Origin of the sequence: Nannocystis pusilla, from assembly GCF_026626665.1 — a bacterium.
GTDB lineage: Bacteria > Myxococcota_A > Polyangia > Nannocystales > Nannocystaceae > Nannocystis > Nannocystis pusilla.
In genome coordinates this window covers 8491881-8515042 of the sequence record NZ_JAPNKE010000002.1, presented here as the reverse complement: position 1 = coordinate 8515042, position 23162 = coordinate 8491881, and the positions used below count along the sequence as shown (strand labels likewise).

Here is a 23162-nt window from a genome sequence, read left to right as displayed (position 1 = left end):
GACCAGGTCGGTCACGGCGCAGGGAGCTTGCGCTGGAGAGAGCGCAACTGCGCGCGGACCGTGGTGGCGTAGCGCGCCTTGGGGTCCAGTTCAAGGTAGCGCTCGTATGCGTGGACCGCGGTAGCGACCTCGCCGAGCTCCTCCGCGATCACCCCGAGGGCCAGCTGCGCGTCGGCCAGGTCCGCATCGGCCTCGACCGCGGCCTTGGCCGCCGGCAGGGCCTCCGCGAACTTGCCCTGATCGAGCCGCGCGTTGGCCAGCAGCGCCTGCGCCTCCGCGTAACGCGGCGCCTCCGTCACCAGCTCGACCAGCGTCGCCTCGGCGTCCTTCGCCTTGCCGTTCTTGTACTGCTTCTGCGCCTGCTCGAGCTTCGCCTGCTGCTCCGGCGTGATCGCCGACGGCGGCTCCGGCGGCGTCTCCGCCTTCGTCGGCACCGGCGGCTCGGGCGCTGGCGGCGTCACCTGGGCCGGCGGCTCCGTCTTCGTCGGCTCCGCCTTCAGCGGCTCCGCCTTCGCCGGGGCCCCCGGTTCGCTCGCCGCCATCGGCTCCGGCGGCGCCGGCTTGCCCGCCACCGCCTGGACTGGCCTGTCCCTTGGGACATCCGCAGCAGTCGGCCGCCACAACAGCGCCGCCATCGCCGCCGCCGTCCCCACCGCCATCAGCCCCCACGGCCACAGCGAGCGCCTGCGCGGCACCTCTTCGGCCGCCACCGCGAAGCTCGCCGCCGACAGCTGCGACGGCGCCGGCGCCGGGTTCACCCCCGAGTTCATCGCCAGCGTCTGCGCCACCAGATCGTTGAGGCGACCCAGGTCGGCCGCGCTGTCCGACAGCAGCGGCTGATTTCCGCTGAGCGACGACTCGAGCGCGCCCACCGTCGGGATCGCCCCGCTGTGTTCACGCCGACGCACGATCACCGACGACGACGGCCGTGCCCGCGGCGCCGGCACGTCGCGCGGCATCACCAGCTCGCCGACGGCCTCCGCGCTCGGCGCTCCCATCGGCGACGCGATCGTGAACGGGCCCAGGCGATCGGTCACGCGATCAGGATGACCCACGCCCCCCTCGTCTGGCGAGTCACCTGGCCCGTGAGACTCGTCAGAATTCCGCCGACCAGCACATCGTCGTGCTCCGCCCCGCTCGCCCCCGGGAACGGCTGGGGATAATTCGGCAGCGGCGGCAGATCGGCGACCGCCTCGGGAGGCGCCGCCTCCAGCGACGGCGGGATCTGGATCGCCCTCGAGGTCGCCCTGTGCAGATCCCACAGCTCGAGGTTCCCCTCGACGGGCGTCTCCTGCGACCGCTCTTCCAGCGACGACTCGCCCGGCTCGAGCAGCAACCCCTTGAAGTAGAGCTCGCTGACGTACTCGAGCGCCTCGAGGTCGTCGAGGCCCGAGTCGTCGATCGCCTGGATGATCGTGCGCTTCGCGTTGAAGCGGCGCAGGATCGTCTGCTGCTTCGGCGTCAGCTTCGGGTCCGACTTCACCGCCATGTTGGCGTCGATGATGAGGACGTGGTCCAGCGGCGGCAGGCCCTCGAGCAGGCGGCCCCACTCGTCGACCCGGCGCATCCCTTCCATCAGCAGGCTCTGCGTCGACTCTTCGATCGTCGGCACCCGGCTGATCGACTTGAACTCGACCTCGAAGCGCCCGTCGCTGAGGCCGAGCAGGCGGAACACGGCCGCGTCGGCCTGCAGGCGCCCCATCTCCGCGTCGATGAGCCGTCCGTCGCGGAACCACACCGCCGCCGGGCCCAGGTCCGTCTCGAACTCGATCGTCCCGCTCTTGCGGGAGATCTCGATCGTCTGCATCAAGTCCACGATCGCCATGTCGGCGAGCTGCCCGCTGAACTTGGTGCGCGCGTCCTTCTTGCCGATCCGCTCCTGCTGCTTTCGTTGCAGCAGCATCTTCACGCGGACCATGATCTCTTTGACGTAGATCGGCCGGGTCAGGTAGTCGTCGACGCCGAGCTCGAGCCCGTGAACCTTGTCTTCCAGCTCGGTGGCCGAGGTCAGGAAGATGAAGGGGATCTGGCCCCACTTCGCGTGGCTCTTGACGATCCGGCAGAACTCGAAGCCGCTGCCGTCGGGTAGCCGCGTATCCGACACGATCAGCTCGGGGTCGGTGAGATCGAGGAACTGCAGCGCCTGCTGCATGTTCTCGGCCGCCGTGATGCTGTAGCCCGCCTTGCGGAGGCTGACCTCGAGCACCCGCCGGGTCCGGGCGTCGGCGTCGACGATCAGCAGGTTCTGCCGGGCCATGTGCCTTCACCTGCGCGGGAGCCCCCGGCCCCCCGGCTCCACGACGCGCCTGCTCTCCCCGACTTCCCCACGGCTCGTAAAACGATAGCAACCCCGCGAACCGGGCGGCAAGCGGCCGCGCCGCGCGCTGGCGGCCTAATATGTCCCAAAGGCCATGGACGTTAGTGCGCCTCTCGTCTTTTCCGCGCGCAGGGTTTCTCTGCTAGCTTGTCGCCGTGGCCGGGGTGCCGTCACATGTCGCAGAGGACACGTCGCCGCGAGACCCCCACGCGATCCCTGCGAAGCCCCCGCCCGAGCCACCGTTCGATGCCGCGGAGGGCCCTTCGCTGCGAGATCCCCGCCACGCCGGCGCGAAGCCACCATCCGATGTCGCGGAGGACCCTTCGCTGCGAGATCCCCGCCACATCGGCGCGAAGCCCCCGCCCGACCTACCATCCGGTGTAACGAAGGACCCCTCGCTGCCAGTTCCCAGCCACTCCGGCGCGAAGTCCCCGCCCGCCACACCATCCGATGTCGCGGAGGACCCTTCACCGCCAGTTCCCCGCCACTCCGGCGCGAAGCCCCCGTCCGACCCACCATCCGATTTCGCGGAGGACCCTTCGCTGCCAGTTCCCCGCCACACCGGCGCGGAGTCCCCGCCCGCCGCACTGCCGCCCCAGCTCGAGCCACTCGGTGTCCGCCTCCGCCGCGCACCCGTCACGGCCGGATTGCTGGGCCTGTGTATCGTCCTCTACGCGATCACCTTCGTCGCCACCCTCGCTCACGCCGCAGACCCGCTGGACACCGCGCTGCGGAGCCTCTGGACCCTGAGCCTCACCGACAGCACCGACATCTTCCGCCAGCTCGGCGCCCTCGAGCTCTCGCGCGTGTGGCTGGACGGTGAGTGGTGGCGCGTGGCGACCACCGGCCTCCTGCACGGCAGCCTGCTCCACCTGGTGCTCAACAGCATCGCCCTGCTCTCGGTCGGCGAGTGGATCGAGCAAGCATGGGGCCATTTCCGAACATTCGCGCTGTTCACGCTGGCGAGCATCGGCGGCGCACTCGCCTCACTCGCCTGGTGCGAGTCGCCGATCGTCCTCGGCGCATCGGCGGGCATCCTTGGTGAGGCCGGCGCGCTGTGGCTCGCGCGTCGCTGGGGCTCCCTTGAGCTTCAAGAGGAACTCGCGCCGATCTCGGCGACTAGCCTGGCGATCTTGATCCTCGTCTGTCTGGGCCTCGGCCTCGCGGTCCCGGGGATCGCGCAAGCCGGACACCTCGGTGGCCTGGCGGCCGGCCTCTTGCTCGGAGGTGCCTGTGTCGCCCGCGCCCGCTGGCTCAGAGCCGCCCTCTCGCTCGCCCTCGCGCTCCTGCTCGGCGGCCTGGCGTGGCTCGGCGCGCACCCGACTCACCGCACCAACTACTACGCCATCCTCGGCTTCCGCCTGCTCGCCGACGAACGCCCCGCCGACGCTCTCATCCTCTTTAACAAGGGGCTCGAGCGCGACCCCGAGAACGCGAACTTCAGCAACGCCGTCGCCTACCAGCTGGCCGTCGACGGCCTCGAGCTCGACCGCGCCGAGTCTCTCTCCCTCGCCGCGCTACAGCCCAACCACCTCAACACCAGCTACCTCGACACCTCGGATGGATCTGGTGTCGGCAAGGACGAGCCGAAGCTGGAACCCGCGTCCTGCAAGCAGCCGCATGGCTCGCAGACGACCGCTTCCCCGAGCTCGACGAGCACCTCGCCGGCTGCCCCTCGGCCGCCATACCCTGAAGCTGCTCCACTCGCGCCCCGGTAGCAGAGCACCGCGCGCCGGCGCTATCCGCTGTCTTACTAGAGCTGCCCATTCGCTGCGACCTTCCCGCAGCGGAATCCGCGTCACCGCAGCTCGGCCGTCATTCCCTGAAGCTGCTCCGCTTGCCGCGATGCTCCCGCAGCAGAGCAAGGCGCCAGCGCCAGCTTCCGCCGCATCAAGCGCTCCCCGCCGCTTCTTTCTCAGTCCCTTGGCCGCGCCCCGCAGTGTTCCACGTGAAACACTCGGCCCACGGTTTGAGGACGGCGAACCCGGCCGGTGTTCCACGTGGAACCTCTTTCCGAACTAAGCCCGATTCACGACGGTCCTTCGGCGCCCCCTCGGCTTCTCGGGTCACCCTGTTCCACCGCGTCACCCGCGCTCGAGCGCGTGCCGCCGAGTTGCTCGGTGTTCCACGTGGAACTCTGCGCATGCATTGAACCGACCGATCACACCCTTATCGGCCCGCAAGCTGATCGTTCGCCGAATCTCGGTGATCAACGTGGCAACCGACTCCAGAGCGATCTCGCCGCCCCTTGAGTTCTGGCGCCGCTTCGGCAGGCCTTTCACGGCGACGAGCCAGTTGGCCCAACTCTTTTGAGTGGCCATCGGCGAAACCCAGAGTCCAGGGGCATCGGCCTCAATCCATAGAGGGGCCAGCTCCACGGCCTACCAGACCCGCAACGGCAAGAGTTTCCTCGACAAGCTGGCCGGCGCGCCCGGTCTACGACAAGGTCGAGGTAGCGACCGTGACCGACCCGTCGGCGCCGGTGCTCGCGCACAAGAACTCGGTCGACCTGGTCGTCACGTTCCGCAACGCCCACGGGTGAACCGAGGACGGCATCGACGGGGCATCCGGTCCGCAGACGTTCAAAGTTGATCGTCTAGCCCCGGGTCCGAGCATTCGCGCCCGGGAGATTCTCCCGGCTCGACTTCCGGGCTTTCCGATTCTCTCAACGACTCATTCGAAGTCGTCGGACTGAGCCTCGCTGGCGTTCCACGTGGAACGATCATGGGATCGGCGTTCGGTGTCTCAGCCCACAGGACTCACGTGCCGGCGGGCTCCTCTCCGAGCCCATTGGGCAACTCCGCTCGAACGCGTCGCCCAGCCCTCTCCGGGTCCGAGCGTCACCACCCTGGCGAGTCCGCAGGTGATTCACGCGAGACGCCAATCCAGCATGTGCGCGTGAAGAACGCCGGCCTCACTCGAGCCACCGTCAGCTGGGTTGCTTCCGATTCATCAATCTGCGCCCTGCTGGATCAGAGCACGCAAGGGCCGCGTACCCATACTCTCGCCACTGAGCGCCCCGGGGCCACCGCTCCAGTGTTCGAAAACCTTGCGAGCGCAGCAGCAGACGACGCTCCTCATCGTCTTCCCTCCAACTGCCGAATCTCGTGCCCCACGCCTGCACCGAAGCACGCGTGCTGCCCCGGAACGCCAGTCCCCATTTCCGCTCCGACACGCGGCCCCAGCGACCAGCGCCAGCTGTCGCTCGTAGCGACCTGCCGCCATCGTTCCACGTGGAACATCACCCGCCACCAGACCCCCGCCTAGGGCTCCAGCCGCCACTGCCCGAATTGACGCCCGGCCAGCACCGCCCCGCACCGCCGGCTTCTCTGTCTGCCACCAGCACTCCAGGTCGCCCGCCCCACGTCGGTATCCAGGACCTTCGCCGCTCCCGCACTCGAACATCGGAGTCGGCGCTTGTGACGGCTTGCCGTCCTCACTGTCGCGCCCCGGGCTGGCCGACGTGTGGACGAAGCTCGTCGGCCTGGACCTCCTTAATCGCCGTGCCGCGAGCACAACTTCGTAAGCGCCGTCTGTAGAACTGAAACCGCCACGCGATCTTCTCGGAGCCGAATGGGCGAGCGAACCCTCGACCAAGGGCCATTTTGCCCAAGCAGCGTGCTGCCCCCTACTCGTTCGCGAAGCCACCGCGCGTCCGACCAACTCTCGCGCTTGGCGCAACCTCGCCCCAAGCCCTCAGGTCGACGGCTGCACTAGCGCGGCATCGACCCGCGCTAGCCCGACCCTGAGTTGCCCGCCCCTGGCCGCAACCATCGCCACGCTGCCCCGCGCGCGATCTTCGAAACCGGCTCACCCGCCTCGCACCCCACGGATGGACCAGCGCTCGCCATCGACCCGCGCCACCTCGCCCGCGAACGCTCCGCTCTCCGCTTTCACGTGCGCGACCACGACTCCGCCCGGCTTGACCCACTGCTTGCCCAGCTCGACCCAAACCTCGGGGGCGAACACTGCGCGCGCGCTTGCCCAATCGAAGCTGCCTGCGACCAAGGCTTCCCCGGCCTTGATCGGTCGCCACGCCGATCCGTCGACGTGCCCGCGGACCACGCGACAGTCGCTTCGCCCGATCTGGTTGACCGCCAGGTCGAGGAAGGAAGCTCGGCGCTCTCGCGGCTCCACCAACGTCACTTGCACCTCGAGACAGGCGGCGATCACCAGCCCCGGGAAGCCTGCGCCCGATCCCACGTCGAGCCAGCGCTGCGCCGAGTCGCAGCCGATCCGACGGGCCAGGGCGACCACCTGCAAGCCCTCGAGAACATGTCCCAACAGACCTGCCTCATCGGTCGCCCCGCTCAGGTTGAAGGCGCGACCGAAGCGGTGCCACAGCCCCAGCAGCAGCCGCAGCCGATCCACCGCGACGGTCTCGATCTCGAATCCGAGACGCGTCGCCGCCGCCTCGAGCTTGTGGCCAACATCGACGTTGCTCCCCTGCACGCTCGCGGAGTAAGAAGAGCCCTCGCTCCTGTCAAGCATGTCCGAGCTGTTGAACCAGCGACTTCGTCGCCGCCTGGCCGCCCTGCAGGATGAGGGCCTCACCCGCGAGTTGCCGCGGATCGGTCGACGAGACGGGGTTCGCTACGAGCTCGACGGCAAGTGGGTCACGGGCTTCTGCAGCAACGACTATCTCGGCTTCGCCAACCACCCGCGCCTCCGCCCGGCGAGCTTCGCGTCCCTCGACACCACGGACGCCGCTGGTGCGACCGCATCGCGCCTCGTCGCTGGCGATCTCCCGGCTCACCGCGGCGCCGAGCGCTCGCTCGCCGCGCTGGCTGGTGCGGACGACGCTGTGCTGTTCCCGAGCGGTTTCCAGCTCAACGTCGGCGTGCTGCCGGCGCTGATCGAGCCGGAGGATCGCGTCTTCAGCGACGCCCTCAACCACGCCAGCCTCATCGACGGCCTCCGCCTGGCGCGCTCGCGCCCGACCATCCTCCCGCACCGCAGTGGTCCGGGCGACAGCGACGGCCCGAGCTGGTGGGTGACCGAGTCGATCTTCTCCATGGACGGCGACACCGCCGAGCCCGCCCTCCTGCGAGAGTTCAGCGACCGCGGCGGCATGCTCTACCTCGACGAAGCGCACAGCCTCGGCCTCTTCCCCGCCGGTGCGGGCTTCGCCCGGCATCACAGGATCCGCCCCGCCGTGCTCATGGGCGGCCTCGGCAAGGCGTTCGGCCTGGCCGGCGCCTTCGCGGCCGGCAGCCACGAGGTCTGCACGTGGATCCGCACTCGCGCGCGCAGCTTCGTGTTCAGCACCGGCAACGCCCCGGTACTCGCCGAGCAGGCGCGGCTCGCCGCGGAGATGCTGGCCGGTCCGGAGGGAGACGAGCGCCGCACTCGCATGTGGACGAACGCTCGCCTCCTGGCGGCCGCACTCGAGCGCCCCCCACCTGCCTCCCCGATCTTCCCGGTGGTGATCGGCGCCAACCACCTCGCCGTCACCGTCAGCCGCGCCCTGCTCGAGCGCGGATGGCACGTCCAGGCGATCCGCCCGCCCACCGTCCCGGCGGGCTCGGCCCGCCTGCGCATCACGATCTCCGCCGCTCACGACGAGGCCCAGATCCACGGCCTCGTGGCCGATCTGCGCTCCCTCCTGCAGCAGTTCGGCCTCTCACTCGCAGATACGCGGCCGCCGGTCGAGCCCCACTGACCCGATCGCGGCCTGCTCTTTAGCACCTGTCTCTTCGAGCAGACGCCCTTCGGAGCTCGTGCCCCCGCGACCTGTCCTTTCGGTCAGCCCTCGTCGAACTCGCCGACCCGCAGATCCAACGACCTGTCCCTTCGGTCAGCTCAGTCCGCTCGGTCTGTACCGCTCCGGCAAGCACCGCGCATATCCCAAGCTTCAACTCGGACGCCCGCGCCCGGCCCAGAATCTTGGTTCAGCAAGGCGCACGGCGCAGCCTGCTTCCTCGGGAGCTTCGCATCACCGATGCAGAGGCTCCGGAAGTCCTAGCTTCAGCCTCGCAGGTTCGTGCGACCTGTCCTTTCGCTCCGCTCAATCCGCTTCCCGCGCGAGCTTCGCTCGCAAGCGCAAGCCGATGCCCTGAGCAATTTCACTTGCCGATGCAGAACTGGCTGAAGATCCGCCCGAGCACATCCTCACCGACCGGGCCGAGCGTGTCGCGCCCCGTGATCTCGGCCAGCTGGCGCTCTGCCACTCCGAGCTCGAACGCCACCAGCTCGAGCGGTGCCGTGCGCTCCAGCAGCGCCTGCGCCGACGCCATCGCCGTGGCCGCCTCGGACGCCCTGTCGCGGTGACGCGCCAGCCCGATCCACGGGGCCGCCTCATCCCCCCGCACCGACCGACCGATCTGCGCGCGCAGCTCCTCCAGCCCTTCGCCGCTCTGCGCGCTCACCCCGAGCCAGTCGGGGCGGCGGGCGCCGAGGTCGCGCTTGCTCTCCACACGCAGCGCCTCCGGCGGTCCCGCGTCGAGCGGCTCCGCGTCGGCCGGTTCCAACCACAACACCAGCTTCGCGCCCGCGATCTGCTCGCGGCTGCGACCGATCCCCTCGTGCTCGATCGCGTCTTCGGTCGCGCCGCGCAGGCCGGCGGTGTCGACGACGATCACCTCGAGCCCGTCGATCTGCAGCTCCGCCTCCACATAGTCGCGGGTCGTCCCCGGCGTCGGGGAGACGATCGCGCGTGAGCGACCGAGCAGCGCGTTGAACAGCGCGCTCTTGCCGGCGTTAGGCGGGCCCGCGATCACCACTCGCGCACGTTCGCGGGCTCGCTGTCCGGCCGCGAAGCTCTGCAACCACGCTCGCGCCGTCGCCTCGTGCCGTCGCAACTCCTCGCGCCAGCGGCTCACGTCGCCGTCAGCGACATCCTCCGGAAAATCGAGGTTGGCTTCGATCTCCGCGCGGAGATCTCCCACCGCGCTGCGCAGCGCTTCCACCTCGCGACCGAGTTCGCCGGCGACGAGGCGTCGCGCCTGATCGATCGCCGCCGACGTGCGCCCTGCGATCAGAGCGGCGATCCCCTCGGCCTGCTCGAGGCTCAATCGCCCGTGCTCGAACGCCCGCCGCGAGAACTCTCCGGGCCCCGCGGCGCGGGCGCCTCGCAGTTGCAGCGCAGCGACGATCCGTCCCACGTTCCGTACGCCCGCGTGGACGTGCAACTCGATCACGTCCTCGCCGGTGAACGACTTCGGCCCGGGCATCCAGGCCACGAGCGCCTCCTCGGCCGCGCCCTGCCCGTCGCGCAGCTGGCGACGGGCGAGCATCCGCGGCGGCGGGAGCGACTCGACGAGTGGTTCGACGATCGCACGCGCCTCGGCTCCGCTGACGCGAACGATCGCCACGCCGCCGTCGGGGGTTCCGGTGGCGACGCCGACGATCGTCGAATCGGGGCTCTGCGAGGCGCGCGGCCGGGTCAAGCGCGGGCGTCGTCGAAGCCGTTGCCACCGCGGCGCGGCGGGTCGCCGTCGCGAGCGGGGAACACGACCACGTGGCGGAAGCGGCCTTCGCCTTCGGACTCGGTGCGCAGGCCGTTGACGTCGACGAGGGCGAGGTGGACGACGCGGCGTTCCATCGCGCTCATCGGGTCGAAGTGGTACGGCTTGCCGGTGCTGAGCACCTTCTGACCGATGCCCTGAGCGAGCTCGCGGAGGCTCTTCTCGCGGCGCATGCGGTAGCCGCCCACGTCGAGGGTGATCCGCATGCGCTCGAAGCCTTCGGCCTGGAGGACGCGGAGCGTCAGGTACTGCAGCGCGTCGAGCGTGGCGCCGTGGCGGCCGATGAGCAGGCCGCCGTCCTCTTCCGACGTGTTGAGGTCGCAGTGGAGGCCGTCCTCTTCGACATCGATGTCGACCTCGACTTCGACGCCGAGGAGGCCGAGGACCGACTCGAGGAAGGAGCGGACGACGGGGACGGCTTTCGCGTAGCGCTCGTCGGCGCTGAGCTGCGCGTCGTTAACGTTGGCTTCGGGCATGCTGTTGATCGCCTCCTAGGACTTCTTCACGGCCGCGGTCTGCGTCGGTCGGACCTGGATGAGGGTCTGGATGAGCGACAGCAACACGTTGGCGAAGATATAAACCCCGAGGCCGGACGGGAGGAAGAGCATCATGACGGTGAAGATGATCGGCATCATCCACGCCATCATTCGCGCCTGCTCGTTGTCCACGCCCGACGGGGTGGCCTTCATCTGGATGTACATCAGGGCGCCCATCGCCAGCGGCAGGATGTAGTACGGGTCCTGCTGGGTCAGGTCGGGCAGCCACAGGAACGGCACGCGATACAGCTCGACGGCCGTGTTGAGGGTCGCGTAGAGCGCGATCCAGATCGGCAGCTGGATGAGCATCGGCAGGCAGCCGGCCAGCGGGTTGACGCCGGCGCGCTGGAACAGCGCCTGCATCTCCTGAGCCTGGCGGACGCGGTCCTCGCCGTACTTCTTCTTGATGTCCTCGAGCTCCGGCTGGATCTCGCGCATCTTCTTCATCGAGCGCATCTGCTTGAACGTCAGCGGCAAGGTCAGCACCTTGACCACGATCGTCAGCAGGATGATCGCCACGCCCCACACGCCGGTGAGGTTGTAGAAGGCGCGGAGCAGCCAGATCATCCACTCGCCGAGGATGCGATTGAGGCCGCCGAACCAGCCCCAGTCGATCATGTCCTCGAGGTGGACGCCCGGGACGGCCTGGATTTCTCGAGCCGCTCGAGCTCCTTCGTGCCGAAGTAGACGCCGAACACGTACTGATGCGACTCGCCGGCCGCGAGCGTCACCGGCTCGACCGCCAGGGTCGTCGTCAGCGCCTTGCCGTCGCTGCTCTGGCCGACGCGGCACGCCTGGACCGCGACCTCGGGGGCCGGCACCACCGCCGACGCGAAGTACTTGCTGTCGAGCGCCGCCCAGCGGATGCGGCCGCGGACCTCGCCCGAGCTGTCCTTCACGTCGCTGGGGGTGTAGGCCTCCCAGTCGTCGGCCGTGGCGCACACGCCCCGATGGATGTCGTAGCTGTTCTCGCCGCCGATGCTGTAGGCGCTGAGCAGCGTCAGGCGGTGCTGCTGCGTCTCGGCCGAGCGGTTGGCCACGTCGACCGTCAACGTGCCCTCGTAGCCGGTCGTCAGGTCGAGCGTGCCCTTGACCTCGACGTCGCCGTTCTTGAACGCGACGGCCCACTGCGTGTCGCTCTGGCCGGTCGGCTCCCACGCCGGGTCGCGCGGGAACTTGAAGTCGGTCTCCGAGCCGTCGAAGCCGATGACGAGGCTGCGGTTCCCGTCGAGCTTCAGGAAGTCTTCGCCCTTGCCGTCGGGGTTGATGAAGTGCTTGCTGAGCAGCTCCGTGCCGCGGACGAGGCCGCGGTGGTTCGTGACGTCGAGCGCCAGCAGGTCCGTCTTGAGGCGGTGCTCGGCGACGGGGACCTTGGGCGCCGCGGCCGCGGCCTTGCGCTCCTCAGCCCGCTCTTCCGCCGCCTTCGCGTCGGCTTCCGTCTTCTTGGCCTCGACTTGTTGCTGCGCCTGGGGCTCGGGCAGCGGCGGCGCAAAGAAGCGCTCGTAGACCAGCCAGATCAGGACGCACGAGACGATCGCCAACAGGGTACGACGCTGTAAATCCACGGCTCAGCAGCTTTCGGGTGGTAAAGCCGGCGGCGGCAGGTCGACGCCCCCGGGGTGCCACGGGTGACAGCGGAGCAGCCGCCGCGCGGTCAGCCAACCGCCGCGTAGCACTCCGTGGTCGGCGATGCACGCGCAGGCGTAGCGCGAACAGCTCGGCGTGAATCGACAGCACGGCCCGAGCAGCGGCGAGATCGCCACCTGGTAGCCGCGAATCAACGCGATGATGATGCGCCCTAGCACGCAGACGACCCTGGCAGAGGTCCAGGCCCGGTGGGCCGTGGAGGTGTTCCCGGCCCGGCGGGCCGCGGAGAGATTCGTCGAGACATGGCGTCCATCGCCGCCACGACTTCAGCATAGCGCACGGTCGACGCGCTCTGTTTGGCGACCCAGACCATATCGCACGGTGACGCGAACTGGCTGCGTTTACGCCGGAAAGCCTCGCGTACGAGGCGCTTTATGCGATTTCGCACGACGGCCGGGCCGACCTTTCGCGTCACCGTGATGCCGAGGCGAACCATCGCAGCGAGCTCTTCGGCTTTATTCTGCGGGTCGCTCGCCGGCATCTGACCGGCCGGCGCCACGAACACGAGGAAGTGTCGCGTGTGGTGCTTCTGGCCGCCGTTCTGGACCCGCAAGAAGTCCCTGCGCTTCCGCAACCGGAAGATCGCAGGGAACCCTTCTGGCTTCATCTCGACAGTCCAGAGCCAGCGCGGCTCACTTGCCGCCGAGCTGGACCGCGAGCCGCTTGCGACCGCGACGACGACGGGCCGCGATGACCTGGCGACCGCCACGGGTGGACATACGGGCGCGGAAGCCGTGCGTACGGGCGCGGCTGACGTTGTGGGGCTGGTAGGTGCGCTTCATCGGGACGTTCCCTGGGTGACTCGGCGGCTACGTCGTCGCGGAAGCGGGAATTGCCCCGGACGAGCGCCTGTGAACAAGGGGACGGATCGATACCAGCGGACCTCCCTCCTGTCAAACGCCAGCCCACCCGGCGGCCCGTCCGCGGCCCTGCGATCCCTCTCATGTCACCGCGGTCTCTCTCTCTCGCTCGCAATGCTCCGCCTCCACAGTAGTTCACATCACCAAAGTGGCACAGAACAGCGGCCCCCGCCTCATCTGTTCAGTCCCCACGCGAAGCCGCGCCGGCTCCGCGACCGGTCCGGCGGCGAGACCCGACTTTCAGTGCGGCCCTCTCGTCGGCTCCACAAGCCAACTTCCGCGCCCCGACCCACGCAAAGTCGCTTGCCTGGAGAGCCGCTTTACCACCCTCCCCCACAGCACGGGATTACGCTCGGCCCAGGGTAGGTGCCAGGCTCGACCTGGCTCCCGCGGCAGATCGATACCGCGCAGATCCCGCGCGCCGTGCGCTCCTTTCCTAACAATTGCCGTCACTTACACTTTCCGGCCCTTCCTCCCTTGCCCCCCTCCCACCGCCCGAGTAAAAGAGCCCTCCCGCGTCGCCACCCCCTCAGGGCACGGCGCGGCTGGAACCTCAGCGACCGGAGCGACCGGACAGCAAGACCGGACAGTTGCTCCACGGTCACCCCCCAGACCGGACAGTTAGCCCTAGTTGTCTCCGGCCCGGCGGGCCGAAATTCGGCCTCCGGGCCCTGAATTTCTGCCCGGCACGCGCCGGCCCCTGAAATTCACAGATGTGGAGAATCGCCGAAACGATTCGGCGATCCATACGACACTATTGGGCAATTCACGCAATCCACAGGGCTTCGGAACCTGTGGACGGAGGCTTCATGACCAATATCTGGAGCGAGGCGATTCAAGGACTGCAGCCGAGGCTCGGCGCACAGACCTACGACCTCTGGATCCGGCCGCTCGAATTGCGCCAGGTTCAAGGCCAGCGCCTTCTTCTCACGGCTCCCAACCGGTTCATGAAGGAGTGGTTCGAGAACCACTACCGTGACGTGGTCCTCGACGAGCTCCGCGCGCGCACGGCGCAGGATTATCACATCGAGATCGACATCTCCGCCGCCGGCGAGGCCTCTCCGAACGCCGCTGCTGCCGCCGCGGAGCCCCGCGCGGAGCCCGAACCGCCGCCGCCTCCGCTGCCGCCCCTGCCCGCGCTGCCGCCGATCGGGTTGTCGAGTCGCTACCGCTTCTCCAACTTCATCAAGGGCAGCTCCAACGAGCTCGCCGCCTCGGCCGCCTGGTCGGTCGCGCAGGACCCCGGCAACCGCTTCAACCCCTTCTTCATCTACGGCGGCGTCGGCCTGGGCAAGACCCACCTGCTGCACGCGATCGGCCAGCACATCCACGTCCACCGGCCGCACCTGCGCATCGTCTACCAGAGCGCCGAGCGGTTCATGAACGAGTTCATCTCGGCCGTCCGCTTCAACCAATTCGACCAGTTCCGGGCCCGCTACCGCGAGCAGTGCGACGTCCTGCTCATCGACGACATCCAATTCATCGCCGGCCGCGACCGCACGATGGACGAGTTCTTCCACGTCTTCAACGCGCTCTACGAGGCCGAGAAGCAGATCGTCGTCACCGCCGACCGCATGCCCGGCGACATGCAGGGCATGGAAGACCGCCTGATCTCCCGCCTCAACTGGGGCCTCGTCGCCGACATCAAGGCCCCCGACCTCGAGACCCGCGTCGCCATCCTCAAGCAGAAGGCCGACGTCGATCGCATCGACCTCCCCGACGACGTCGCGCTCCACCTCGCCACCCACGTCCGCAGCAACGTGCGCGAGCTCGAGGGCTCGCTCGTCCGCGTCTCCACCTTCGCCGCGCTCAAGAATCAACCGCTGAGCCGCGAGTTCGTCAGCGAGGCGCTCGGCGTCTCGGCCGCCCCCGCGCAGCCGGCGCCCATCAGCATCGAGAGCGTCCAGAAGGTCGTCGCCAGCCACTTCTCCGTCCGGATCGCCGACCTCAAGGGCCCGCGGCGGCACCAGGGCATCTCCCGCCCGCGGATGATCGCCATGTACCTCAGCCGTCAGCTCACCGGCGCCAGCTTCCCCGAAATCGGCCTGCGCTTCGGCGGCAAGGACCACTCGACCGTCATCAACGCCTGCAAGCGCATCGAGAGCATCCAGAGCGAGGACAGCGAGCTCCGCGAGACCGTCGCCGCGCTGCGCCAGCTCCTCGCCCACGAGCCCGCCCACGCCGCCCGCTGCCCTCCTGATCGGCACCCTAGCGAGCGCCCGGTCCGTCGAGCGCGCCCTCCAGCGCGCCGCTCGCCGGACTCGCGTTCAGCAAGCAATTCCAGCTCCCTGGCCTCCCCGCCTCGTCGACGCCGTATCTCACGGCACCGCGAGGCGTGGGGCTCACGCCCGTCGCCCACCGCCGGCCCCGCCGCACCACGACTTCGCCGACCGTCAGCCGAGCCGCCCCGAGCGGCCCGGCTTTTTGTGCTTTCTCGGCGGCGCGTACACTTTCCACAACGATCTGTGGAACAGCCTGCGGACAACCTGGGGACCCTTGCCTCGCCCCTGCGTCGGGGGTAACTCTGGCTTCGCTCACCACTCTTTCACCCCCTCTGATCTCCCGATCCACCAATCATCTCGGCCCGATCGCCGCTTCTTCCCCCGACTCACAGCGACGATCACGAGGACGAGCTTTAGTACTCTTTAAACCCTTAATAAATCTCCCGCCCACATCCTCCCGAGGCCTCGATGGAATTCGAGATCGATCAAGCCAGGTTCCTCTCCGCACTCGCGCTCGCGCAGACCGTCGCCGACAAGCGCAGCAACAACATGCCGATCTTGGCGAACGTCCTGCTGCGCACCACCAAGGACAACCGCCTCGTCTGCAGCGCGACCGACATGATGATCTCGATCACCGAGAGCATCCCGGTCGAGGTGAAGACCCCGGAGCGCTCACCCTCGGCGTCCGCTCGCTCCACAACGTCGTGCGCACCCTGCCGAGCAAGCCGATCCGGGTGAAGTCGGCGGAGAACCACTGGGCCGAGCTGTCGGTGGCGCGCAGCAGCTTCAAGCTCATGGGGCAGGTCCACACCGACTTCCCCGAGCTGCCCGACCCCAAGGGTCAGAAGTTCATCACCATCCCGGGCCACGCCTTCTCGGACCTGATCCAGCGCACCCAGTTCAGCGTGTCGACCGACGAAGCGCGGGTCAACCTCAACGGCGTCCTGTTCGAGTGTGACGGCGTCACCGGCACCATGGTGTCGACCGACGGCCACCGGCTCACCAAGTACAGCCTCCCGCTCGCCGGCCCCAAGCTCGAGCGCGGCATCATCATCCCGCGCAAGGGCATGCTGGAGATCAAGCGCGTGCTCGACCGCGTCCAGGGCGAGGTGGGCCTCGCCGTCGACGGCCAGCACATCTTCGTCCAGGCCGCCGACCTGACCCTCTCGGTCAAGCTCAACAACGTCGTCTTCCCGCCCTACGAGAAGGTCATCCCGGGCGACCACAAGCGCCGCGTCACCGCGCTCCGCGACGAGCTCGTCGACGCCCTCAAGCGCGCCGAGGTCATGGCCCCCGAGAAGACCGCCACCGTGCGCGTCCAGCTCGACAAGGGCACCCTGCACCTGACCGCCGACAACCCCGACCTCGGCGTCGCCCACCAGGAGCTCGAGATCGACTTCGAGGGCGAGCCGCTGGTCGCCGGCTTCAACGCCCGCTACCTGATCGAGGTCCTCGAGGCCATCGACGCCAAGCAGGTCTGGCTCGACTTCCAGGGCGAGCTCGACCCCTGCGTCGTCCGCCCGGTCGACGGCGTCGACCTCCTGGGCGTCGTCATGCCCATGCGGATCTGACCTGCCAGATTGGCAGCGCCCAGGTCGGGGGTAGGAGCCCGACCCAGGCGCTTAGCTCAACAAGGAGAACAAGCTGTGACGCCCAAGTCCCCTGTGAACCATCGCGAGAATATCAAGAAATACTACGTGACGGTAGGCTTTGCTGCCTTCCTCATCGGCCTCGTTGCTGCCGGACTTCTTCCCGAGTGGGTTCTGCACGTCGCCTTGCCTGGGGCGGGATTTACGCATCTCGCATCCCGAGGTGCATGAACAAGTACCCTTCACCAACTGAACTTGAGGCTTCTCGGGCGCGTGCTGCTGCAACACCTCAGTCTCCGCGAGTTCCGCAACTTCGCCGCCGGTGACCTCGACTTCGGCGCCCGCTTCACCGTGCTGCATGGCCCCAACGGGGTCGGCAAGACCAACATCCTCGAGGCGCTCTACCTCGTCGCCACCTTGAGGTCGTTCCGTTCGGCCGACCTCGGCCCGCTCGTCCGCCACGGCGCCGCCGAGGCGCGGGTCGAGGTCAGCGGACACGACCGGCAGCTCGGCCTCGGCACCAAGCTCGCCGTCCACCTGACCCGCACCGCGCGCCAGACCCGGCGCCTCGCCATCGCCGACGGCAAGACAGTGCGCTCGGGCCCCGACTTCTACGGCCGCCTGCGCGCCATTCTCTTCACTCCCGAGGACCTCGGCGTCTTGCGCGGCTCGCCCACCGGCCGGCGCCAGTTTCTCGACCGAGCGCTATTCGCGCGCGATCGCGCGCACATCGCCGACATCGCCGACTACGACAAGCTCCTGCGCTCGCGGAACCGCGTCCTCCGCGGCGAGGACGCCGGCATCGCGCGCGGCCAGCAGGACAGCCTCCTCGACGCCTACGACGCCGGCCTGGCCGCCGCAGGGGCCCGCATCCAGGTCCGTCGGGAGCGGCTGCTCGCCGACCTCCGCAGCGCCTTTGCCGAGGCCTTCGCCCAGATCCACGGCCGGCACCTCGGCGTCACCCTGGAGTACGTCAGCAAGCTCGCCAGCGAGGCCGGGGCCGAGCCGGGTGACCCGCAGATGCGCCTCGCCGAGGCATTGCGCGGTGCGCGGCGGCACGACCTCGTGCGCGGCACCACCACCGTCGGCCCGCACCGCGACGACTTCGACGTCCGGCTCGACGGCCAGGACGCGGGTGCCTTCGCCTCGCAGGGTCAAGCGCGCGCTCATCCTCGCCTTCAAGATCGCCGAGCTGCAGGACGCCCGTGCGCGAGCCGGCGAAGCCCCGGTGCTGCTGCTCGACGACGTCTCGAGCGAACTCGACCCACAGCGCTCTGCGCAGCTGTTCGAGGCGCTTTTGCGCGAGGCTGGCCAGTGTGTCCTCACGACCACCGCCCCGCACTTCATCGGCCTGCCGGCGGGCGGCGATTGCCGTTACATCGAAGTCGACAAGGGTCACATCAAACTCGGCGGCGACAGCGGCCCGAAACCGGCCTAAAACCGGGAAAAACGCCTGTTTGGGCGTGGCACGCGCGACCTTCGGGTGGTAGGATCCGGGCGCTGTTTTCAGCCGCAGGGCCGTCGCCCGCGCCCTGGGAATCCCCATGTCAGAAGTCGACAAGACGCAAGCTCCCGCCGACGATTACAACGCCGACTCGATCTCCGTGCTCGAGGGTCTCGAGGCCGTACGCAAGCGGCCCGGCATGTACATCGGCGACACCAGCGACGGCTCCGGCCTCCACAAGATGGTCTTCGAGGTCGTCGACAACTCGATCGACGAGGCCCTCGCCGGTTGGTGCAAGAACATCGAGGTCACGATCCACCCCGACAACTCCGTCTCGGTCGACGACGACGGGCGCGGGATCCCGGTCGGCGCGATGGAGGTCGGCGGCAAGGTGATGGACGCGGCGATCGTGATCCTCACGGTCCTGCACGCCGGCGGCAAGTTCAACAACAACAACTACAAGGTCTCGGGCGGTCTGCACGGCGTCGGCGTCTCGGTCGTCAACGCCCTGTCCGACTGGCTGAAGCTCGAGATCTGGCGCGACAACAAGGTCCACAACGTCCGCTTCGAGCGCGGCGACGCGGTGACGCCGGTCGAGGCGGGGGCCGCACCGAGCGACGCGGCACCCGGGTCCACTTCCACCCCGACCCGCTGATCTTCAGCACCACGGAGATCGACTTCGAGGTCCTGTCCAACCGCTTCCGCGAGCTCAGCTTCCTCAACCAGGGCGTGCGGATGCACCTGCGCGACCTCCGGAGCGGCCGCGAGAAGGTGTTCGACGGTGAGGGCGGGATCCCGAGCTTCGTCAAGCTGCTCGCGCAGCACAAGGAAGTCGTCGGCGACCTCATCTCGTTCAGCCGCGACATCGAGTTCGAGTACGAGGGCGAGCAGAAGACGCTCGGCGTCCAGGTGGCGATGCAGTGGACCGACGCCTACCAGGAGACGATCCTCTGCTTCACCAACAACATCGCCAACCGCGACGGCGGCACCCACCTCACCGGCTTCCGCACCGCGCTGACGAAGGTCGTCAACGCCTACGCCGACAGCAGCGGCCAGCTCAAGGCGCACAAGACGAACCTCGCCGGCGAGGAGGTGCGCGAGGGCCTCGTCGCCATCGTCTCGATCCGCCACCCTGACCCGAAGTTCAGCTCGCAGATCAAGGACAAGCTGGTCTCCGGCGAGGTCACCAGCCTGGTCTCCACCGTCGTCAACGAGGAGCTCGGCAAGTACCTCGAGGAGAACCCGCGCTCGGCCAAGCTCGTGGTCGAGCGGGCGATCCTCGCCGCCCGCGCCCGCGCGGCGGCCCGCAAGGCCCGCGAGACCATCACCCGCAAGGGCATCCTCGACGGCCTGTCACTGCCGGGCAAGCTGGCCGACTGCCAGGAGAAGGCCCCGGAGCACGCCGAAATCTTCATCGTCGAGGGTGACAGCGCCGGTGGCTCCGCCAAGCAGGGCCGCGATCGTCGGACCCAGGCGATCCTCCCCTTGCGCGGCAAGATCCTCAACGTCGAGAAGGCGCGCGTCGACAAGATGCTCTCCAGCCAGGAGATCATCACCCTCATCACCGCGCTCGGCACCGGCATCGGCCCCGACAGCTACGACATCAACAAGCTGCGGTACCACACCATCGTCATCATGACGGACGCCGACGTCGACGGCTCGCACATCCGCACGCTGCTGCTGACGTTCTTCTACCGCCACTTCCCCGAGATCATCGAGCGCGAGCACCTCTACATCGCCCAGCCGCCGCTCTACAAGGTCAAGGCCGGCAAGGTCGAGACCTACCTGAAGAACGAGGCCGCGCTCGACGAGTTCATCATCAACAACGCCGTCGGCGACCTCGAGCTCGTCATCGGCAGCCACGCCGTCTCGGGCGAGGTGTTCGCCGCGATCGCCCGCCAGGGCGCGCGCTACAAGCAGCTGGTCGAGTCGCTCGCGCGCGAGCACCGGTCGCAGGTGGTCGAGTTCCTGGTCGAGCAGCTCGAGGCCGACCCGAACCTCGCCGCCAGATTCACCGACGAGGCCGCCGTCCGTGCCCTCGGCGCCGCGCTGGTGACTGGCCTGAAGGACAAGATCGAGAACAACCCGGCCATCGAGACCAACCCCGAGGACGACCCCGTCGACCCCGCGCGCAAGCAGCTCCGCGTGCAGATCCTCGTCGACGGCGTGCGCCACGACGAGCTCGTCAACGTCGAGCTGCTCGGCGGCTACCAGCTCACCGAGCTGCTCAAGATCCGCCGCCAGCTGGTCGACTACGGCACCGGCGACCTGGCCCTGCGCCGCAAGGGCGAGGTCGTGGCCAGCCCCAAGCGCCTGCTCGACATCGTCCACCACATCGGCGAGCTCGGCCGCAGCGGCCTGCAGATCCAGCGCTACAAGGGCCTCGGCGAGATGAACCCCGAGCAGCTGTGGGAGACGACGATGGACAAGAGCCGCCGCGCCCTCCTCAAGGTCAGCGTCGGCAACAACCTCGAGGCCGACAACGTGTTCGCCGTGCTCATGGGCGACAACGTCGAGCCCCGCCGCGAGTTTATTACGCAGAACGCCCTCAACGCGCGCAACCTCGACATCTGAGGTTCTCTCTGAGCGGCATGCCCCTTCGGACATGTTCGCAGGTGCAGTGAAGGACATGCCCGTAAGGACATGTCCTTCAGCGTTTCATGATCCGGAGCGAGCGTCCGCAGCCGCTCGTAGCGTTCGCGCGGCAGCGGGCTGATCGGCCTTGTCGGGTGTACGCCCTCGCTCAAGACTGCATTTTCAAGACGTTCTCAGCATGTCCCGAGGGACACATCACGTCAGCCCGGCGCCTTGTCCCACGCGACCTTGTCGCCGCAGTGGAGCATCATCATCCCGTGGTACGGGTTGATGATTTCGCCCGTCTTCTGCACCCAGTAGGCGCCCTTGTTATTGAAGGCCATCGGGCAGAAGACCACCTCGTAGCCGGCGCGCTGGTCGCTGTGGGTCTTTGAATAGGAGATGAGGCCCATGCTCATCTTCTCGAAGCCTGCGCGGGCCGTGTCGATGTCCTGGGCCGCCACGCGCCCGGCGCCGGCCACGACCTCGGGGATGCCGGCTTCGGCCTGCAGCGGTTCGGCCGCCACCACCACCTGGGCGGACAGCTCGGACAGCTTGTCGAGACGGTCCGCCGCCAGCGTCTCCTGGATCGTCACGTAGGGCTGCACGACGGAAGACGGCGCCGGTTGGGCAGACTTGCCGCCCTCGCTGCTGCAGGCCACGGCCGCGATGAACGTGAGCAGGATGCGCCTCGGCACGTTACCGGCGTACCACATGCGTGGACCTTGCGGTAGAGTCCGGCCGGCTCATGCTCGCGCCCGTCCTCGCTCTCTGGCTCGCGCCGGCGCCACCGGAGACCGCCTCCAGCGCTCGCTTGCCGGAGGACGTCCCGCTCGCAAGCGAACCGTCCGGCACCGGCACCGCGACACCCACCGAGCCGACGAGCGGTGGCGACACGACCGAGCCCAGCAAGCCTACGAGCGGTGGCTTCTTCGGCGGCGACGTCACGACCGCTGCGCCCGCGCCCGTCGAGGGCCCGAGCAAGGCCCCGCCGATGCCGGAGGTCGAGGACCTCCCGTCGCGCTCCGCTCCGCCGGCCAAGAAACCTGGCCTTTCGGCCCTGTTCGGCCCCAAGGATCGCAAGCCGGTCAGCGGCGGCGGCGTCGGTTTCTTCGACCCCGGCAAGCTCGACGACACCGGCCCGGGCGGCAGCGGCGGCATTCAAGTCCGCGGCTACCTCGGCTTCAACTTCACCGTCGCCCAGCGCACCGACCTCAGCGCGCGCGACCCTGAGACCGGCACCTTCCCGCAGCTCAAGACCTTGCCGTACTTCGGCGGCGGCGCGGCCAACCTCTACGTCGGCGCCCCGATCTACAGCGACGTCGTCTACGCCCGGATCGCCTTCGAGTTCATCTCGATCCCCCGCGCCAGCCCCGTCGCCCCCGACGTCACCCCGAACTACGCCCCGATCGTGCTCATGGAGGCCGCGGTGCTCGAGGTGAACCCGTTCGCGTGGGCCAAGAAGGGGCCGCGGTGGTTCGCCGAGGGTTTCAGAATTTCGGGCGGCGTCTTCATCGTCCCGTTCGGCCTCGAGGACGAGGAGCACGACGCGCCGGTGCGCTGGTGGGTCACGCGGCCGCTGGCGATGAGCGTCGGTCGCGTCTATCCCGGCTCGTGGATCGACATGGGCGTCACCATCAAGTGGAAGCCGACCTTCGGCGGGGCTCGCCCGATCCGCCCGATCGAGATCGACCTCGGCGTCGTCAACGGCGACGCGTGCACGCAGACCCGCACGATGGACGCGCTTTACCGCTATCAGCCGGTCGGCCAGGCGGTGCCGCCGTGCGAGCGACAGCTGCGCGACGTCGAGGTCCCGCGCGGCGACGGCTTCGTCCTCGGCATCACGCCCGACAACAACGGCAACAAGTCGCTGCTCGCTCGCCTCCAGATCCGTCCGGTGCCCGCGCTCAACTTCGGCGGCTCGTACATCTGGGGCACGCACCCGCAGAGTCAGTTCCCGTCGCCGCAGTACATGGGCAAGGGCTATCCCGACACCGTGCAGGCGCCGACCTGGCGCGTCGGGGCGCACTTCGACTTGAACCTCGACGAGGTCGTCGCCAGCCGCTACCCCTTGCCGCACCTGCGCGGCGAGGTCGTGTACGGCGTCGACAGCGTCGGCAAGACCACGGGCATGATGATCGGCGAGCAGGCGCTCGCCGATCGGCGCATGCTCGGCGGCTACGCCCAGATCGCGCAGCCCTTGTGGCGGCGCAAGAAGACGAGGCTTCCTGGCCTCATCGTGCAATACCGCTTCGACTTCGCCGACCCCGATCGCGCCGTCCCGGGCCGCACCAAGGACGGCTACGTGCTCTCGGACTTCGCCGATCGGTATCTCTACGACGAGGCGTTGCAGGCGCACGTCGTCGGCCTGCGGTTCCCGGTGCTGCCGCGCTTCAACCTCAAGGGCGAATACATGTTCGTGCGCGAGGAGGGCGGGCGCAGCAACCGCGTGTTCAACGACGCTTTCAGCCTGCAGGCCGTGGCCGACTTCTAGCGCCACGCGCGCC

The 23162-nt window shown here is 68.7% G+C and carries 20 protein-coding genes and 2 pseudogenes; 10 read left to right on the top strand and 12 right to left on the bottom strand.

Going from position 1 to position 23162, the window contains the following annotated elements:
* Window positions 1-11: 11 nt before the first annotated feature.
* Both OV079_RS56540 and OV079_RS37595 read right to left on the bottom strand, forming a co-directional pair.
* On the bottom strand, window positions 12-1037 hold the full coding sequence (locus OV079_RS56540; protein ID WP_267774425.1) for a tetratricopeptide repeat protein: 1026 nt from the start codon (window positions 1035-1037) through the stop codon (window positions 12-14).
* Window positions 1034-2257, bottom strand: a complete 1224-nt coding sequence (locus tag OV079_RS37595; RefSeq protein WP_267774424.1) for a response regulator — start codon at window positions 2255-2257, stop codon at window positions 1034-1036. Before OV079_RS37595 ends, OV079_RS56540 begins: the two co-directional genes overlap by 4 nt.
* Before the next feature lie 707 nt (window positions 2258-2964).
* Here OV079_RS37595 and OV079_RS37590 point away from each other — a divergent pair.
* Entirely contained in the window at window positions 2965-4035 is a 1071-nt protein-coding gene (locus tag OV079_RS37590; protein ID WP_267774423.1) for a rhomboid family intramembrane serine protease, read from the top strand.
* A gap of 366 nt (window positions 4036-4401) precedes the next feature.
* Here the strand turns inward: OV079_RS37590 and OV079_RS37585 are convergent, their stop codons facing one another.
* Both OV079_RS37585 and OV079_RS37580 read right to left on the bottom strand, forming a co-directional pair.
* Window positions 4402-4695, bottom strand: coding sequence for a hypothetical protein (locus OV079_RS37585; protein ID WP_267774422.1), 294 nt, complete (start codon window positions 4693-4695; stop codon window positions 4402-4404).
* A gap of 1432 nt (window positions 4696-6127) precedes the next feature.
* Complete coding sequence (locus OV079_RS37580; protein ID WP_267774421.1) at window positions 6128-6769, bottom strand: 16S rRNA (guanine(527)-N(7))-methyltransferase RsmG; 642 nt, start codon at window positions 6767-6769, stop codon at window positions 6128-6130.
* Window positions 6770-6806: 37 nt separating this feature from the next.
* Here OV079_RS37580 and OV079_RS37575 point away from each other — a divergent pair, with 37 nt between their 5' ends.
* Window positions 6807-7979, top strand: coding sequence for an aminotransferase class I/II-fold pyridoxal phosphate-dependent enzyme (locus tag OV079_RS37575; protein ID WP_267774420.1), 1173 nt, complete (start codon window positions 6807-6809; stop codon window positions 7977-7979).
* Between the two features lie 403 nt (window positions 7980-8382).
* Here the strand turns inward: OV079_RS37575 and OV079_RS37570 are convergent, their stop codons facing one another.
* The 7 genes from OV079_RS37570 to rpmH are packed head-to-tail and all read right to left on the bottom strand — an operon-like array spanning window position 8383 to window position 12748.
* Entirely contained in the window at window positions 8383-9705 is a 1323-nt protein-coding gene (locus tag OV079_RS37570) for a tRNA modification GTPase (RefSeq protein ID WP_267774419.1), read from the bottom strand.
* Window positions 9702-10259, bottom strand: coding sequence for a Jag family protein (locus OV079_RS37565; RefSeq protein WP_096329047.1), 558 nt, complete (start codon window positions 10257-10259; stop codon window positions 9702-9704). Before OV079_RS37565 ends, OV079_RS37570 begins: the two co-directional genes overlap by 4 nt.
* A gap of 15 nt (window positions 10260-10274) precedes the next feature.
* Window positions 10275-10937, bottom strand: coding sequence for a YidC/Oxa1 family membrane protein insertase (locus OV079_RS37560; RefSeq protein ID WP_267774418.1), 663 nt, complete (start codon window positions 10935-10937; stop codon window positions 10275-10277).
* A complete protein-coding gene (gene yidC / locus OV079_RS37555; protein WP_267774417.1) occupies window positions 10934-11884 on the bottom strand; it encodes a membrane protein insertase YidC in 951 nt (316 codons plus the stop codon). The genes OV079_RS37560 and yidC overlap by 4 nt, the downstream gene beginning before the upstream one ends.
* Window positions 11885-11887: 3 nt before the next feature.
* A complete protein-coding gene (yidD, locus tag OV079_RS37550) occupies window positions 11888-12124 on the bottom strand; it encodes a membrane protein insertion efficiency factor YidD (protein WP_096329049.1) in 237 nt (78 codons plus the stop codon).
* Window positions 12118-12573 (bottom strand): ribonuclease P protein component, encoded by a 456-nt coding sequence (gene rnpA, locus OV079_RS59270; RefSeq protein WP_420829447.1) that lies wholly within the window; start codon window positions 12571-12573, stop codon window positions 12118-12120. Before rnpA ends, yidD begins: the two co-directional genes overlap by 7 nt.
* Window positions 12574-12598: 25 nt before the next feature.
* Window positions 12599-12748 carry a 50S ribosomal protein L34 gene (gene rpmH, locus OV079_RS37545; protein WP_224197218.1) on the bottom strand — a complete coding sequence of 50 codons (150 nt, stop codon included), beginning with the start codon at window positions 12746-12748 and terminating at the stop codon, window positions 12599-12601.
* Between the two features lie 887 nt (window positions 12749-13635).
* On the opposite strand from rpmH, the gene dnaA reads away from it, so the two are divergent.
* From dnaA to gyrB, 7 genes and pseudogenes are all read left to right on the top strand, one after another.
* Window positions 13636-15348, top strand: coding sequence for a chromosomal replication initiator protein DnaA (dnaA, locus tag OV079_RS37540; RefSeq protein ID WP_267774416.1), 1713 nt, complete (start codon window positions 13636-13638; stop codon window positions 15346-15348).
* Between the two features lie 168 nt (window positions 15349-15516).
* Window positions 15517-15786: a hypothetical protein gene (locus tag OV079_RS37535; RefSeq protein WP_267774415.1), complete on the top strand. Its 270-nt coding sequence runs from the start codon at window positions 15517-15519 to the stop codon at window positions 15784-15786.
* Window positions 15753-16619: a DNA polymerase III subunit beta gene (gene dnaN, locus OV079_RS37530; protein ID WP_267774414.1), complete on the top strand. Its 867-nt coding sequence runs from the start codon at window positions 15753-15755 to the stop codon at window positions 16617-16619. Before OV079_RS37535 ends, dnaN begins: the two co-directional genes overlap by 34 nt.
* Window positions 16620-16694: 75 nt before the next feature.
* Entirely contained in the window at window positions 16695-16868 is a 174-nt protein-coding gene (locus OV079_RS59265; protein WP_420829446.1) for a hypothetical protein, read from the top strand.
* A gap of 42 nt (window positions 16869-16910) precedes the next feature.
* Window positions 16911-17741 (top strand): annotated as a pseudogene (gene recF, locus OV079_RS59260) (DNA replication/repair protein RecF); the annotation flags it as partial.
* A 124-nt stretch (window positions 17742-17865) separates the two neighbouring features.
* Window positions 17866-18075 carry a hypothetical protein gene (locus OV079_RS37515; protein WP_267774411.1) on the top strand — a complete coding sequence of 70 codons (210 nt, stop codon included), beginning with the start codon at window positions 17866-17868 and terminating at the stop codon, window positions 18073-18075.
* A 106-nt stretch (window positions 18076-18181) separates the two neighbouring features.
* Window positions 18182-20655, top strand: a pseudogene (gene gyrB, locus OV079_RS37510) (DNA topoisomerase (ATP-hydrolyzing) subunit B).
* A gap of 221 nt (window positions 20656-20876) precedes the next feature.
* Here gyrB and OV079_RS37505 read toward each other — a convergent pair.
* Window positions 20877-21371: a hypothetical protein gene (locus OV079_RS37505; RefSeq protein ID WP_267774410.1), complete on the bottom strand. Its 495-nt coding sequence runs from the start codon at window positions 21369-21371 to the stop codon at window positions 20877-20879.
* Between the two features lie 32 nt (window positions 21372-21403).
* On the opposite strand from OV079_RS37505, the gene OV079_RS37500 reads away from it, so the two are divergent.
* A complete protein-coding gene (locus tag OV079_RS37500) occupies window positions 21404-23149 on the top strand; it encodes a hypothetical protein (protein ID WP_267774409.1) in 1746 nt (581 codons plus the stop codon).
* The last annotated feature ends 13 nt before the right edge of the window (window positions 23150-23162 follow it).

Excerpts from the sequence above, each read along its gene's own strand:
- dnaA (WP_267774416.1), top strand. The coding sequence starts at position 13,636 with ATGACCAATATCTGGAGCGAGGCGATTCAAGGACTGCAGCCGAGGCTC.
- OV079_RS37575 (WP_267774420.1), top strand. The coding sequence starts at position 6,807 with ATGTCCGAGCTGTTGAACCAGCGACTTCGTCGCCGCCTGGCCGCCCTG.
- OV079_RS37565 (WP_096329047.1), bottom strand. The coding sequence starts at position 10,259 with ATGCCCGAAGCCAACGTTAACGACGCGCAGCTCAGCGCCGACGAGCGC.
- OV079_RS37535 (WP_267774415.1), top strand. The coding sequence starts at position 15,517 with ATGGAATTCGAGATCGATCAAGCCAGGTTCCTCTCCGCACTCGCGCTC.
- rnpA (WP_420829447.1), bottom strand. The coding sequence starts at position 12,573 with ATGAAGCCAGAAGGGTTCCCTGCGATCTTCCGGTTGCGGAAGCGCAGG.
- OV079_RS37595 (WP_267774424.1), bottom strand. The coding sequence starts at position 2,257 with ATGGCCCGGCAGAACCTGCTGATCGTCGACGCCGACGCCCGGACCCGG.
- OV079_RS37560 (WP_267774418.1), bottom strand. The coding sequence starts at position 10,937 with ATGATCGACTGGGGCTGGTTCGGCGGCCTCAATCGCATCCTCGGCGAG.
- OV079_RS37500 (WP_267774409.1), top strand. The coding sequence starts at position 21,404 with ATGCTCGCGCCCGTCCTCGCTCTCTGGCTCGCGCCGGCGCCACCGGAG.
- rpmH (WP_224197218.1), bottom strand. The coding sequence starts at position 12,748 with ATGAAGCGCACCTACCAGCCCCACAACGTCAGCCGCGCCCGTACGCAC.
- OV079_RS37505 (WP_267774410.1), bottom strand. The coding sequence starts at position 21,371 with ATGTGGTACGCCGGTAACGTGCCGAGGCGCATCCTGCTCACGTTCATC.